At 32.4% G+C, this 14,533-nt stretch carries 12 protein-coding genes; all 12 read right to left on the bottom strand.

Annotation, left to right across the window (positions count from 1 at the left end):
- Positions 1 to 6: 6 nt before the first annotated feature.
- A complete protein-coding gene (locus YW9_RS0104060; RefSeq protein ID WP_018278912.1) occupies positions 7 to 2,358 on the bottom strand; it encodes a TonB-dependent receptor in 2,352 nt (783 codons plus the stop codon).
- A gap of 287 nt (positions 2,359 to 2,645) precedes the next feature.
- Positions 2,646 to 3,782, bottom strand: coding sequence for a helix-turn-helix domain-containing protein (locus YW9_RS0104055; RefSeq protein WP_018278911.1), 1,137 nt, complete (start codon positions 3,780 to 3,782; stop codon positions 2,646 to 2,648).
- A 126-nt stretch (positions 3,783 to 3,908) separates the two neighbouring features.
- The gene (locus tag YW9_RS0104050; RefSeq protein ID WP_018278910.1) at positions 3,909 to 4,967 is read right to left on the bottom strand and encodes a nucleoid-associated protein; all 1,059 of its coding nucleotides are present in this window, start codon (positions 4,965 to 4,967) and stop codon (positions 3,909 to 3,911) included.
- Between the two features lie 99 nt (positions 4,968 to 5,066).
- Positions 5,067 to 5,576 carry an IS1096 element passenger TnpR family protein gene (locus YW9_RS0104045; protein ID WP_018278909.1) on the bottom strand — a complete coding sequence of 170 codons (510 nt, stop codon included), beginning with the start codon at positions 5,574 to 5,576 and terminating at the stop codon, positions 5,067 to 5,069.
- Positions 5,577 to 5,584: 8 nt separating this feature from the next.
- A complete protein-coding gene (gene folD, locus YW9_RS0104040; RefSeq protein WP_018278908.1) occupies positions 5,585 to 6,463 on the bottom strand; it encodes a bifunctional methylenetetrahydrofolate dehydrogenase/methenyltetrahydrofolate cyclohydrolase FolD in 879 nt (292 codons plus the stop codon).
- A gap of 74 nt (positions 6,464 to 6,537) precedes the next feature.
- Positions 6,538 to 6,960 (bottom strand): DUF2750 domain-containing protein, encoded by a 423-nt coding sequence (locus tag YW9_RS0104035; RefSeq protein WP_018278907.1) that lies wholly within the window; start codon positions 6,958 to 6,960, stop codon positions 6,538 to 6,540.
- Positions 6,961 to 7,017: 57 nt separating this feature from the next.
- Positions 7,018 to 8,349: a signal recognition particle protein gene (ffh, locus tag YW9_RS0104030; RefSeq protein ID WP_018278906.1), complete on the bottom strand. Its 1,332-nt coding sequence runs from the start codon at positions 8,347 to 8,349 to the stop codon at positions 7,018 to 7,020.
- 162 nt (positions 8,350 to 8,511) lie between these two features.
- On the bottom strand, positions 8,512 to 9,051 hold the full coding sequence (locus tag YW9_RS0104025) for a DUF4199 domain-containing protein (RefSeq protein ID WP_018278905.1): 540 nt from the start codon (positions 9,049 to 9,051) through the stop codon (positions 8,512 to 8,514).
- Between the two features lie 91 nt (positions 9,052 to 9,142).
- Positions 9,143 to 11,545, bottom strand: coding sequence for an efflux RND transporter permease subunit (locus YW9_RS0104020; RefSeq protein WP_018278904.1), 2,403 nt, complete (start codon positions 11,543 to 11,545; stop codon positions 9,143 to 9,145).
- Between the two features lie 174 nt (positions 11,546 to 11,719).
- The gene (locus tag YW9_RS0104015) at positions 11,720 to 12,250 is read right to left on the bottom strand and encodes a DUF4136 domain-containing protein (RefSeq protein ID WP_018278903.1); all 531 of its coding nucleotides are present in this window, start codon (positions 12,248 to 12,250) and stop codon (positions 11,720 to 11,722) included.
- Positions 12,251 to 12,376: 126 nt separating this feature from the next.
- Positions 12,377 to 13,627 (bottom strand): methionine adenosyltransferase, encoded by a 1,251-nt coding sequence (gene metK / locus YW9_RS0104010; protein ID WP_018278902.1) that lies wholly within the window; start codon positions 13,625 to 13,627, stop codon positions 12,377 to 12,379.
- Positions 13,628 to 13,862: 235 nt separating this feature from the next.
- The gene (locus tag YW9_RS0104005; protein ID WP_018278901.1) at positions 13,863 to 14,396 is read right to left on the bottom strand and encodes a hypothetical protein; all 534 of its coding nucleotides are present in this window, start codon (positions 14,394 to 14,396) and stop codon (positions 13,863 to 13,865) included.
- Positions 14,397 to 14,533 lie beyond the last annotated feature (137 nt).

The raw sequence follows: 14,533 nt of genomic DNA, 5'->3' as shown, positions 1-14,533 counted from the left end.
TTATCATTAAAATTCAATTTTATAACTTAAGTTTGGAATAACTAACGTGCTTTTACTTAGTTTAATTTGTTGATTTTGAAAGTTATAATTGTGTCCTTCATAGATAGGAGCTCCCAAAATATTTTTCATTTGAAAGGAAAAAACACTTGAACTTTTACGATGATTGATGCGATAATTTAATGTTAAATCAGCATATATCAATGTTGGAAAAGATTTTTCGAATGCTCTGCTTTCATCTTTGATAATTATTTTATTATCAATAGATTTATTTTCTATAATGGGACTATAACGTTCACCTCCAGTAACGGAAATCCGAGCATTTACATCAAGCACACGACTATTATTTTTAAAGAAAAATTCTTTTCCAAACAAAGCATTTAACACGTAATTTTTGTTGTAACGTGTGTTATGCCACACATTGTCTCCAGCTTTATATTTCGTATCAAAGAGAGAAGCTGTTAGCAAATAATAATAATTGTTATTCAAGAATCTTTCGAGTGTAATGTCAATACCGAAATTTCTCCCTATAGTATTGTTTATTAAAGTTTTATGAAGTGCGTAATCTTGTTTAAAGTTAATAAGCGAGTATGAAGAATTTGCTTCCCCTGGCACGTCATAAATGTGTTGGTAATAGAGTTCTGTTTTCAATCGTAAATTTGAATTCAAACGCCAATCGTGTCCTACAATGAAATGATGTGCTTTGGAGAGTTTCAAGTTTTTATTAGGTTGTTGTTCATTGATTTTCAACATATAAATATTGATAGCTTCAGGACGACTATGTTTTCCATATCCTAAATTCAAACTATGTTTTGGAAGAAAATTCCATTGAAATCCTAAACGGGGTTCTATGACAAATTCGTTACTCAAATCAAAATATTCAGTATGCAATCCTGTATTAATAATCATTGATGGAGATAAATTGTATTGCATTTGTGCAAAAAATTCTGATACATTAGTAGTTCCCTTATCATCAATAAGTTGAGCATACGTCAGAGGTAGATTATGGTCTTGAGTACTGCTTAAATTGTATTTGTAAAAAAGTTGCTTGTGAGTAATCCCAGTTTTAAATGTAGTTTTTGAAGAAAAACGATGGTTAAGAGTTGTTCCGAAAGTAAATGTACCTGTAATATTTTTTAAATCCATATCTGGTGTGAAATTTTGTAAATCATCTGTAATTCTTTTAGTTATAATCGTAGTATTTACACCAGAAAGAGCCAAATTCGATTGTAAAAAAGAGTTTTTTCCTGTTTTAATTCGATGTGAAATTCCCGTTGCTCCCAAGTATGTTTCCCATTTGTTTTCAATGCGATCAAAATCAATTTTCCATTCTGCTGGATTAGTTTCAGCTTTTTTGCTGGTATTGTCTGTCCCACCAATTCCCCAAAAGGAAAAAGTTCCTATCCGTTGAGTTGGAAAATTCAGTTTAAAAGAAAGGTCTTGATATTTTAATCGTTGTTTAGACGGAATAACATCCAAATCACCCAATAGCCCAAAAGTGGAATATCGATAATTGAATAAATAAGATGATTCTCCTGTTTTAGAAAAAGGTCCTTCAGAGGCAAAATCAATTCCCAAAACACCAATTTGAGCTGTATGTTCTCGTTTAGAAGTATTTCCTGTGCGTAATTTCATATCAAAAATGGCAGCCGTAGCACTTCCGTATTCAGCTGGAAATGCTCCTGATAGAAAGTCAGAATTTCCCAAAACTTGATTACTAAAAAGCGTAACAATACCGCCACCAGCTACATTTCCTCCCGAAAAGTGATGTGGAGTAGGGATTTCAACACCTTCTAATCGCCATTGCACACCTTGTGGGGCGTTCCCACGAACGATAATTGAATTATCTTGTAAATTACCTGTGGTGACTCCTGCATAAGCAGAGACCATACGCGCTGGATCATTCATTCCTCCTGCATAACGAGAAGTTTCTTCTACTGAAAATGACCTCGCACTTACTGTTGCCATTGTATTTAATGGACGTTCCTTTTGGAGTGAAGCTTTTACAACTACTTCATTAAGAACAGTAACATCTTCTTTCAAAGCAATTTCAATCACAACTTCTTTTCCTGAAGTAACCATTACTTGAGTCAAAATAGTTTCATAGCCCACGAATGATATTTGTAAATTATGTCGTCCAACAGGAAGATTTGAAATAACAAAATTTCCGTTTTCATCAGTGCTTGTCCCGATAGCAGGATTTGAATTTTTTATCAAAATAGTAGCTCCCATTATTGGTTCGTGGGTGACTTGGTCAAAAACTTTTCCTTTTAAAGTCTGCTCTATGGACTGACCTTTCACAGAAAAAGAAATCAATAATAAAAAAGTGAATGCGTAAAAATGTGTAAAAAAAGTTTTCATTTGTTCTTTGTTTTAGAATTCAATGCAAAGATGAAACAATAGTTTACACATATCGTCCAAACCCATATAATTGGACAATAAATAAGTCCTAACCGATAGGCTTATACAATTAATATTCAGTTAATCAGTTAAATATGATTTTTATTGAAATAAAAAATAATTAGGAAATTTTTTAGAAATATTCTTTTATTCGTATTTTTTTATAAATTCAAAGTGGAATACAAGTAGGGAAGGAGAGAATTATGATTAGAATCGTCCTAACTTTATTGGAAAGAATTATAGAATTTTTAAACATTTCGTGATTTTATAAATTCGGAAGGCGTTTCACCTGTAAATTTTTTAAATACCTGATTGAAAGAAGATTTGGAATTAAATCCTGAATCGAAAGCTATTGCTAAAATATTTAAGTTTTTATTTTTAGGGTCGTTAGTGCGTTCGATAAATTCTTTTATACGATAGGAATTCACGAAATCATAGAAATTTTTTTCTTCGTATTGATTGATAACTTGTGAAAGGTTGTTTGTTGATACTCCCACTTGTTCAGCCAATTGCCCCAAAGTGAGTTTAGGTTCAAGATACAATTTCTCGTTATCCATTATCGCAAGTAATTGCTGATGTATTGCTTGTGCTTCAGTCTGTTTTAATCCTGACTTTCTGTATTCAGTAGGTTTACTTTCGATAATAATATCTTGAGGTTTTACATTTTTTCCACCAAAAATCCCTTGCTGACGAATGCCTAAAAATCCCATTGAAGTAACAAGTAACACTATCAAAACAAAACCAATTAAATCGGAATTAAAACCAAAATTTAAATTAAAAACATATTGTAACAACAAAATAATCGTTACTGACAGGAAAATAATTCCAATACCAAGAATAATGAAACGAAGCCATTGTAAACTTATTGTATCTTTATAAGCAAAATTCTGACTTATAAGATTCTGGTAATTAGTGATTTTCTTATAAGCTAAAACAGAATACACAATTCCCAAAATAATATAAAGCAGAAATGTAGCTACAAAAAAATATTGATACGAACTATTAAAATTTTCATTATCAATTATTTGTTTTTGTTCAGCGGTATATCCAAAGAAAAAGGGAAACATACAAAGGTACGTTACTACAAAAGGCACAAAATGAAGATAATCTCTTAAGTGAAAACGTTGGTCAGCACGTAGGGAAAAAACAACGTAGAGATATAAAAAAGGAGCATAAAGCAACGGAAAAGGATGTGTAATTCCTACTAAATGAGGATATTTTTGCCAGTATCCTAAATAGTACAAATAGTAACTAAGCAAATGCATAGATATAAATATCAGCCAAGTGCCTAAAATACTATCTGACAGAGTTTTACCTTTCTTTGTAAATAGCAAAATTGACAAAAAAGAAGAAAGAAAAATTCCAATAGTGAAAATTGTATTCATCTTATTTACTGATATATTTTGAAATCATCAAAAGCAACAACAGAGAAAGGGCAAACAAAACTACAAAGTTACCTTCATCAAATTTTAATTTTGTTTTGATAAAGGTAACTTATTGATAATTAGAGTTTAATTTTTCTGTTCTCGATTGAAATAAACCAAATAGTAATACATTTGCTTTTCCTCGTCCCAACCTTTTTCAATAAATTTTTCAGCTGATTCGGGGTTGACAAAATCCATTCGTATTTGAATATTAGTATCTAAATCAATTACATTTTTAATTTTTTTCCGAACATCTGAAACTGCTTTATTTGCTATCGGAAAGCTCGAAACATCTTCAATCTGATATTTGGGACCTTTTTCAACTTTATAATGCTTAAATTCAGGAATAAGTTCTGGATTATCGATTACTTCGTTTACAAAAGAAGTTTCTTCAAACTCATCGTTTTTTGCAAAATAATTAATTGCCCGATTCATAAACATTACTTCTTGTTTTTTATCTTCTGCTGGAAGAATTACGTCTTTTGCAAAATCTTGACTGAATTTCAGATATTTTTTTGTGTAAAAATTCTCATCAATTAAAGCATCTACACCAAGAAAATTTTCGAGCCAGTATTTCGTATCATAACGATTACTATCTACCGAAAGCAACTTGTAACCATCTTCTTTATTGACGTTGAAAATGATGCAACCTTTATCTAATTTATGAATATTTACACCTTCTTGAATGATGATATCCAACTGATTTTGATTTTCTTCGAACTGCAAAAAGCTGTGTTTCATTTCCGATTTGAAAATCCCCACAGCAGTTACTTTATTGTTATCCAAATAAATATCGTGAAGAAGTGTAACATACAGCTCTCCACTTTTAATGTGCGGGTGATTAGACTGATTATAAAGATGTTGAGCTATTTTTTTTGAAACGGAATGTATATTATTTTCATTTTCAAAAATTTCAGAAACTAACTGATAAAGTTCATTGAATTCCACATCTACATCGTGTGTAAATCGGAAGTAGTTTTCTTCTTTTTCCCGAAAGGGTTTGAAGAAATACTCTTTAAGCAAACCTACTATTTCATCATTGAGTGAATAAGGTTGCTCGGAGAGAAATAAAGGTTCGTTTTTACTCTGATTTCCAATACGATGAATAGATAAACTATCTATGTGTGTGGTGTAAAGATTTAGCATAAATTTTTAATACTTTTTCTAAAAGAAAATTGATTTTCCGATTAATAATTATTTATAAAATAGCCAAATATTGCTTTATTTTTTGTTCAGTTAGGAGAATTAATAATAATCTTCTTCTCTGAAATTGTCGTAATCCTCTTCGTCCATATCAAAATCGCTGAACTCATCTTCAAATTCATTAAAATCATCAGATTCGAAGTTCTTTTCGGGAGCTTCAGCAGGAATTGAACCGTGTGCAAAAAGTAGGGAAGGGTAGGTAACTCCACTTTCTTCTTCGGCAATTTCTACGAGTTCCACAAAGAAAGTCCACATTGAGAAGAAGTCATACACATACAATAATTTAGGCTCTTCCTCACTTACCACAGAATCAATAGAGGTTTCCTCCATCAAACGAATTTCACCACTTTCTGAAAGGTCAAAAAGCGTGATTTCCTCACCTTGATTCCAATCATCATCGGTTAAGTAAAACGATGCCATTTCGTCACCCGCAAACCCAAATGATTGTACGATAACGTTGTGGAAGTCTTCTAATGAAGCCTCTCCTTGAATTACGATGTCACGGAAAACGTCTTCTTTAACATCAAGTATAACTCTGAATTTATATATCATTTCAAATTTTATTTATCTTTCCATTTTCTTGCTAAAAGTGTGTTTTTCAGTAGCATAGCAATTGTCATAGGTCCTACACCACCAGGAACAGGGGTGATATAATCTGCTTTTTCTTTAACTTGCTCAAAATCAACATCTCCTACAATTCGATAACCTTTCGGAGCATTTTCATCTTTCAAGCGAGTAATTCCCACATCAACTACTGTAACCCCTTCTTTAACCATATCAGCTTTTAAAAATTCAGGAATTCCCAAAGCCATAATGATGATATCAGCCTGTTGTGTAATTTCTTTTAAATTAGGCGTATAGCTATGTGTAAGTGTCACAGTTGCATTCCCTGGATTTCCTTTTTGGCTAAGTAGAATACTCATTGGGCGACCCACAATATGCGAACGACCAACTACCACCACGTGTTTGCCTTTGGTTTCTACATTGTGTCGTTTCAAAAGTTCCATAATTCCGAAAGGAGTGGCAGGAATGAAAGCCTCCATATCCAATGCAATTTTCCCAAAGTTGGCAGGATGAAAGCCATCTACATCTTTTTCTGGGTCAACAGCCATCAAAACTTTTTGACTATCAATATGTTTTGGCAAAGGAAGCTGAACTATATATCCATCAATTTCTGGATTTTTGTTCAGTTCCTCAATTTTTTTTAGTAACTCTGCCTCAGTTATTTCGGCTGGAAGTTCTATTAAAGTAGAATCAAAGCCAACCTTTTCACAAGCTTTTACTTTGCTACCCACATACGTAAGACTTGCTCCATCTGTTCCTACCAAAACCGCTGCTAAGTGAGGAACTTTTCCGCCTTTGGCTTTAATTTCTTTTACTTCTTCAGCGATTTCTTGCTTAATTTGCTCCGAAGTTTTTTTTCCGTCTAATAGTTTCATATCATTAAATATTTATATTATCAGTTTGAGGTTAGTTAGTTATTTATCAATTTCTTATATTTAGAATTTTAAAGTTATTCTTCAGTTTCCAAATAGTTCTTTAAATGCTTGATTGATTTAAAATTTTTGAAAGTTATTTTTGTATTGCTTTTTTCAATTTCATTAATTATTTTTTTTAGTAATTCCATTGGATTTTCCTCTTGTCCGTACAAATTTTCATCAAAATTGATTCCAGCAACGATGCTATCTTCATACATTCCTAAACACCAAAATTCTATGAATTCTGAAAGTGGAATTTCAGAAACTTGATAGCTTTTCCATTCTTCTTTTTTACAACTCTCAGCTAATGATTTATCCGACCAAAAAGGAAAAACAGCGAGTGCCTCTCCCGTCTGTTCTATAATAAAATCATTAGAGGAACAAACTGCCTGTTCTTCATTTTTTTTTAATGTAAAAAGTAGTTTATTTTCAATTATTTTGTGGATAAAATCGTGCATTATTTGAAATCGTAATTTTATAGATTTATTCAAAATGATTAAGATATTTCAACAGAATTATCGTCGCATTCCTTGCATCATTTGCATCATTTTTCTGCCTCCACCACCTTGCATCATTTTCATCATTTTGCTCATTTGCTCAAATTGTTTCATCAACTGATTTACTTCTTGAATTTCTCTACCACTGCCTTTTGCAATTCGTTTTTTTCTACTTGCATCAATAATAGAAGGCGTACTACGTTCTTTTGGCGTCATCGAATAAATAATAGCCTCAATATGTTTGAATGCATCATCATTGATATCAAGGTCTTTGACAGCTTTTCCAACTCCAGGGAGCATTCCTAAAAGGTCTTTCATACTTCCCATTCGTTTAATTTGCTGTATTTGTTCAAGGAAATCATCAAAACCAAACTGATTTTTAGCGATTTTTTTCTGTAATTTTCGTGCTTGTTCTTCATCAAACTGCTCTTGTGCTCTTTCCACAAGTGAAACCACGTCTCCCATACCCAAAATACGGTCAGCCATACGTTCTGGATAGAAAATATCAATAGCGTCCATTTTCTCGCCCGTACCAATGAATTTGATAGGTTTGTTTACGACAGATTTAATAGTTATGGCAGCTCCACCTCGTGTATCACCATCTAACTTTGTAAGGATAACTCCATCAAAATTAAGTACATCGTTGAAAGCCTTTGCTGTATTTACAGCATCTTGCCCAGTCATTGCATCAACTACAAATAATGTTTCTTGTGGATTGATTGCCTTATGAATGTTTGAAATTTCATTCATCATTTGCTCATCAACCGCTAATCGACCTGCTGTATCGACAATCACAACGTTATGACCATTGGACTTGGCGTACTGAATTCCTTTCTGAGCAATATCAACAGGATTGTTATTTCCTTTATCAGAAAAGACCTCTACACCAACTTGTTCCCCAACAATATGAAGCTGGTCAATCGCAGCAGGACGATACACGTCACAAGCAACGAGCAATGGTTTTTTATTTTTTTTCTTTTTAAGGAAGTTAGCCAATTTACCCGAAAAAGTAGTTTTACCTGAACCTTGCAAACCTGACATTAAAATAACAGACGGATTCCCTGATAGATTTACCCCAGAGGCATCTCCTCCCATAAGTTCAGTAAGTTCGTCCTTAACGATTTTGACCATTAACTGGCCTGGTTGTAAAGACATTAATACGCTTTGCCCAAGTGCTTTTTCTTTTACTTTATTGGTGAAATCTTTTGCTATTTTGTAGTTAACATCGGCATCAAGCAAGGCTCTACGTACCTCTTTAAGCGTTTCAGCAACGTTAATTTCGGTAATTTTTCCGTGCCCTTTAAGGTTGTGTAGGGCTTTTTCTAACTTATCACTTAAATTATCAAACATAATTTCCTATTTATTGAATATGCAAAGATACTAAAAAAGTGAAAATGAGAAAGTGAAAAATGAAAAAGTTTTGAAAGGCAGAAAATCGTGATAAATTACGACAAAAAAATAAGCAACAAGTAATAAACTTATTGCTTATTTATATGTATAAAGCACGTTACTTTAGTATGTTTGTTCTTTTTTCTGCATTACAGCTCCTGCAATGAGAGATATGATTAGACCTAAGAATAGATTCCAAACAATTGAAATTGGTAAGGCAAATACAGGGGACATAAATTTCCTACTTATTTCGATAGCTCCATCTAACTGCTGTTGTGTTAAATTTGGATTTGCTTCAATCATAGCAGCTCTCTGAACATCAAGTATCTTATTGTTAAAATCTGGTTCAATTACCGTAGTGAAAAGTAGGGAATAAACAGCTTCAATAATAGCCATAACAAGTGCAATTCCAACACCTACTTTTAAAGCCTGACTTAATTTTAAAAAATCTGAATTCTCTGTCCTAAATTGTTTTATCCCCAATACAATAAAAAATATCATCAAGGAGAATTTTAGTATTGTACTAATTATTCCCATTAATGTATTTCCAGAGTAAGTCATTCCTGAAACATACATAATGACGTTGACAAGAACCATTGCAAGTCCTAAATACAATCCATTTTTAATCATAATGTTTTTGCTGTTTACTACATTTGTTTCCATAAAAATAAAATTTTAGTTAAAAATCATTTGCCAAATGTATAAAAATAAATTTCAGTTACAAATTATTCTTAAAAAATGTTTTAGATTATAATTATTCAGATTTTGTTTCTTCTTTTTCTTCCTCTGGAAAAATTTCTATTTGAGGTTCTTTCAAAGTTTCCTTGTTTGCAATGCTTCTCTCAAGAGCTAACAACAAACTTGGTAAAAATAACAAATTCGTAGCCATTGCAAAAAGTAGCGTTACAGAAACTAACCCTCCAAGAGCTTTTGTCCCGCCAAATCCTGATAGCAAAAACACTGAAAATCCGAAAAGTAACACCACAGATGTATAAAACATACTAACCCCCGTTTCACGTAATGCTGCATAAACCGATTTACTAATTTTCCAATTTCGAGCAACCAATTCCTGACGATATTTTGCTAAAAAGTGGATTGTATCATCTACCGAAATCCCAAATGCAATGCTAAAAACTAATATTGTAGAAGGTTTCAGTGGAATTCCCAAAAATCCCATCATTCCAGCTGTTATTAATAATGGTAAAATATTTGGTATTAAGGATACTACAATCATTTTGAATGAACGGAACATATAAGACATTATCAATGCAATTAGGAAAATTGCCAATGACAATGAATAAATCAAGTTTGTTACTAAATACGTTGTACCTTTGGTAAATAAGTACGCTTTTCCTGTAATTTTCAACTCATATTTATCCTCAGGAAATAGTTTTCTAGCTTTTGTGTAAATACTTTCTTCAATCTGTTGCATCTTTTTCTCCGTACCAATGTCTTTCATAAAAGTTGTGATACGAGCTGTTTGTCCTAAAGAATCTATGTAAGACGACAACATTTGCGTATTTCCTTTGGAATTTCGTACGTATGACATTATAAAATTCTGCTCCTGTGTGGTAGGCAATTCGTAATAGTCTGGATTTCCGTTATAGTACGTTTGTTTCGCGTATTTTACCAAATTTAGAATTGAAATTGGTTTTGAAATTTCTGGAATTTCGTTAATGTGTTCACAAAGCTCTTCCAATCGTTTGAGAGTGGGTAAGCGTGTCACTCCATTTTTTTGTTTTGTGTTTATAACAATTTCCAGAGGCATAATTCCGCCAAATTCTTTTTCAAAAAAGAGAATATCATCAAAAAATGCAGCCGATTTTGGCATATCCTCAATCAAACTACCTGATATTTTTATTTTGTAAATTCCGATAATACTTGCCACTAGCAAGGTCACTGCAACCGAGAAAACCGCAAAACGATGATGTTTTACTGTGTTTTCAAGCCATCGAATAAGTCCACTAATCCAATTCCTATTCAAGTGACGCAAATGCTTAGCTTTCGGAATCTTCATAAAACTATAAATAATCGGAATAATAAGTAAAGAAAGAATGAAAATTGAAATAACACTTAACGAGGCGATTATCCCAAATTCTTTCAATAAATCACTTTCTGTAAATATGAAAGTAGCAAAACCGATGGCTGTTGTTAAGTTCGTCAAAAGTGTTACATTACCTATATTACGTATGACACGTTGCAATGATTTGGCTTGATTTCCATGTTTATTTATTTCTTGTTGATATTTGTTAATCAAGAAGATACAATTTGGAATTCCGATAACAATTACCAACGGAGGAATTAGTCCTGTTAATATAGTAATTTCATAATCAAACAATCCAAGAAAGCCAAATGTCCACATAACTCCGATAGATACCACCGTCATTGAGATGAACATCGCTCGGAATGAACGGAAAAACAGAAAGAAAATAAAAGAAGTCGTAAACAAAGCCGCCGCAATGAACAAGCCTATTTCGTCAATGATACTTTGAGCACTGAGTGTGCGTATGTATGGCATTCCCGAAGTATGAACTTTTAATTTAGTTCGCTGCTCAAACTTTTCTATTATAGGAATAAAATTATTGATAATAAAGTCTTTACGAGCTTTAGTGTTTATGATTTTTTTATCCATATACACCGCAGTTTGTAAAGTTCCTGTTTCTTTGTTATAAATTAGTCCTTCATAAAAAGGTAATTTTTCCGCAAGAATTGTTTTTATGCTATCAGCTTGTTTTTGAGTTTCAATTTTGCCGTTCAGAAGCAATTCTGTAGTAAAACTTTGTTTAGCAGTATCTTTTGCCAGAATTGGAAGATTCTCAACGGAGATAACAGCATTTATTTCTTTAAAACGTTTCAATTCTCTGCTTAACTCATTCCATTGATTGAGTACGTCAGGAGTATATACGTTTTTATCTTTGATAGCTAAAAGAATTAAATTACCTTCCTCTCCGAATTTAGATAGAAAATCTTTGTATTCCAAATTCACAGGGTGGTCATTGGGGAGCATATTTGCTTCTGTAAAAGTAAAACGAATGTTTCTCCACTGAATTGCTAAAAATATAGTAATCAATGCTATACCTATCAGAAGCGTAATTCTGTTTCGTAGTATTAAACGAGCAATGGTTGTCCAAAATTCTGCTTTAAACCATTTAATCATCAGTAAATTTTTAAAATATTCGTGCAAAATTAATAATTAATTTCCAGACTCAGAATTAAAATTCTTAATTTGCTTAAAAAAATAATTAACTTTTATAAGAAAAGTCAAAAAAGAAAAAAGAGGTGATGAACTAATTCAATCTACCTCTTTTTTTTAAAAATTTTGACCAACATTTTATTTCTTCAGTGGTGGATATTTTTCCAAGATTTTATTTACAAAATTGGCAATGGCCTCTTCCTTAGCTTCTATACTTCTGGGAATGTAGCCAGTTCCCTTACCTTGCCAAATGAGTTCCTTTTTTTGGGCATCAATGATTTCAATGTAAAGTGTTCCTTCCGCACTTGAACTTACATTATAGTAAGAACCTCCCCAAAAAGGTCCCCAGCCCCAACCCCAATAATAGGGGGAATTGTTGTAAATATTGATATTTTCACGCTCTTTTGTGAAAATATTTACCAAAAAATCAGGATTGTCAGAAGCCACCATTCCTTTTGTGTTCAGATTGTGTTCAATGGCACGTAAAATTCGCTTCTTGTCCAAATCCGAAATCTGAGCTTTGTCCACTCCCTCCTTAAAGAATGCATACGATTTGTAGGTAGAAAAATCCGCTTTTCCATCATAATCTACTGCAACCATTACACTCGCACACGAAAAAGAGGTTAGAGCAACAAATAAAACAATGATAATTGATACTGCATTTTTCATATTTTATACTTTTTATTGATTGAACAATTTATACAAAGTTAATAGCAAAATTCATACCGAAAATCATTATTTCTGTCAGCTAAGTGAACAAAAAATATAAAATGAAGGAATAAAATACCTAATACACTAAATTCCAAATTCAGTTTTTATTTTATCCACAAAATCCAATTTTTCCCAAGTAAACAATTCTACTTCAATCGTTTTGGTTTCATTGTAAGGTGATGTAAAAACTTTGGTTATAGTTTCAGGTGTACGCCCCATATGTCCGTAAGCAGCTGTTTCACTGTATATTGGATTACGAAGTTTGAGTCGTTGCTCAATATCATAAGGTCTTAATTTAAAGATGTTTTGTACTTTTTTAGCGATTTCTCCATCTGTTAAATTCACTTTTGATGTACCATACGTATTTATGTACAGACCTGTAGGTTCAGCAACTCCAATAGCATAACTTACTTGTACCAAAATTTCGTCAGCAACCCCAGCGGCGACCATATTTTTGGCGATGTGACGCATTGCGTAAGCAGCACTTCTGTCCACTTTACTTGGGTCTTTTCCTGAAAAAGCACCGCCTCCGTGAGCTCCTTTTCCGCCATACGTATCAACAATAATTTTTCTGCCCGTTAAACCTGTATCACCGTGTGGTCCTCCAATGACGAAAATTCCTGTAGGATTAATATGATACTTTATTTTTTCGTCGAAGAAAGGTGCGTACTGCGGATATTTTTTAATAACCCTTGGAATTAAGATAGTTACAATATCGTTTTTGATTTTTTGTAACATTTTTTCCTCTGTATCAAAATCATCGTGTTGGGTTGAAATTACAATTGTATTGATGCGAATGGGCTTATTATCATCGCTATATTCCAAAGTAACTTGGCTCTTTGCATCAGGACGAAGATAGGTAATTTCCTTATTTTCACGACGTAATTCAGCTAATTCTTTTAACAAAGCGTGAGATAAATCCAACGCCAAAGGCATATAATTTTCTGTTTCGTTAACAGCATAACCAAACATCATACCTTGGTCACCAGCACCTTGTTCTTCTGGATTTCCTCTATCAACACCTTGGTTAATATCGGGTGATTGTTCGTGAATTGCCGATAAAATTCCGCAAGAGTTTGCCTCAAACATATATTCGCTTTTGGTGTAGCCAATTTTACGAATAACATTTCTTGCAATTTGCTGAACATCAATATATGTGTTCGATTTTACTTCACCAGCTAATACCACTTGCCCTGTAGTTACCAAGGTCTCACAGGCAACCTTTGAGGTTGGGTCAAAAGCTAAGAAATTGTCAATAAGTGCGTCACTAATTTGGTCTGCGATTTTGTCTGGATGTCCTTCTGAAACGGACTCGGAAGTAAATAAATATCCCATTTCTATAAAATTTTTAGAAAGGAAGATTTTAGGCGATAACTGCAATTTTCATTAATTCATTTCTTATTAAAGAAAGAATCATTTAGCAATTATAAAGCAATATAAATCACTGTTTTAGCATTTTTTTGGAAGTTCCAAAAAGAGGTTGCAATCAGTCCAAATCTTTCCTCTTGTTATTAATTCGGGTGCAAAGGTACAAAAACAAACAAAAATAGAAAAAGGAAAAAGAAAAATTTTACAACCCGATAACAATTCCCACGTTAGGAACAAATCCTGTGGAAAATATGCTTTTATTTTTATTGTAAAGTATGTTATATGAAAAGCCGAGCTGCATATAAGCTCTTCCACCTAAATGTTGCATATAACCACCTCCCACATATAATGCATTTTCTCTCACATTATACGAAGTTTTAGTAATTTTGTGTTTTTGTGATACAAAATAATGCTGAAAGGAAGAATTTAAGAAAAAATTTCGTTGTATGTAATAATTAACAGAAGGACCAAATCCTAAAAGATTATTTTTGTAAAATTCTGTATTTTGAAATGTATAATTCAGATTTGCAGCTACTTCAAAAGCATCTGTTACTTTATAACCAACTCTTGGTGTAATGAAAATTCCTAGTCCATAACTTCCTCCTGAAAGACCTATATTCCCACCAAAAGTCCAATTATTTGGGGAATAAGTTTTTGAAAATGAAGAACTTCCTTGCTGAGCTGTCAAAAAATTACAGATAAAAATAAAACCAAACGTTAAAATTAATCTCTTCATAATAAAATATTTACACTGCAAAAATAAATAAATACAAAATAGTTCAGCAATTTTTTATTTACTATAAAAATGTTAATTAACAATTTTTTATTCACTAAGCTCTTGTTTTTTAATTTATATGGACATAGCTTTGCATC

It is taken from the genome of Capnocytophaga cynodegmi DSM 19736 (assembly GCF_000379185.1).
GTDB classification, from domain to species: Bacteria; Bacteroidota; Bacteroidia; order Flavobacteriales; family Flavobacteriaceae; genus Capnocytophaga; species Capnocytophaga cynodegmi.
The sequence above is the reverse complement of the archived record's forward strand: the minus strand, read 5'-3'. Positions and strand labels throughout refer to the sequence as shown.

Excerpts from the sequence above, each read along its gene's own strand:
- YW9_RS0104035 (WP_018278907.1), bottom strand. The coding sequence starts at position 6,960 with ATGCACGATTTTATCCACAAAATAATTGAAAATAAACTACTTTTTACA.
- metK (WP_018278902.1), bottom strand. The coding sequence starts at position 13,627 with ATGGGATATTTATTTACTTCCGAGTCCGTTTCAGAAGGACATCCAGAC.
- YW9_RS0104005 (WP_018278901.1), bottom strand. The coding sequence starts at position 14,396 with ATGAAGAGATTAATTTTAACGTTTGGTTTTATTTTTATCTGTAATTTT.
- folD (WP_018278908.1), bottom strand. The coding sequence starts at position 6,463 with ATGAAACTATTAGACGGAAAAAAAACTTCGGAGCAAATTAAGCAAGAA.
- YW9_RS0104020 (WP_018278904.1), bottom strand. The coding sequence starts at position 11,545 with ATGATTAAATGGTTTAAAGCAGAATTTTGGACAACCATTGCTCGTTTA.
- YW9_RS0104050 (WP_018278910.1), bottom strand. The coding sequence starts at position 4,967 with ATGCTAAATCTTTACACCACACACATAGATAGTTTATCTATTCATCGT.
- ffh (WP_018278906.1), bottom strand. The coding sequence starts at position 8,349 with ATGTTTGATAATTTAAGTGATAAGTTAGAAAAAGCCCTACACAACCTT.
- YW9_RS0104045 (WP_018278909.1), bottom strand. The coding sequence starts at position 5,576 with ATGATATATAAATTCAGAGTTATACTTGATGTTAAAGAAGACGTTTTC.
- YW9_RS0104055 (WP_018278911.1), bottom strand. The coding sequence starts at position 3,782 with ATGAATACAATTTTCACTATTGGAATTTTTCTTTCTTCTTTTTTGTCA.
- YW9_RS0104060 (WP_018278912.1), bottom strand. The coding sequence starts at position 2,358 with ATGAAAACTTTTTTTACACATTTTTACGCATTCACTTTTTTATTATTG.
- YW9_RS0104025 (WP_018278905.1), bottom strand. The coding sequence starts at position 9,051 with ATGGAAACAAATGTAGTAAACAGCAAAAACATTATGATTAAAAATGGA.
- YW9_RS0104015 (WP_018278903.1), bottom strand. The coding sequence starts at position 12,250 with ATGAAAAATGCAGTATCAATTATCATTGTTTTATTTGTTGCTCTAACC.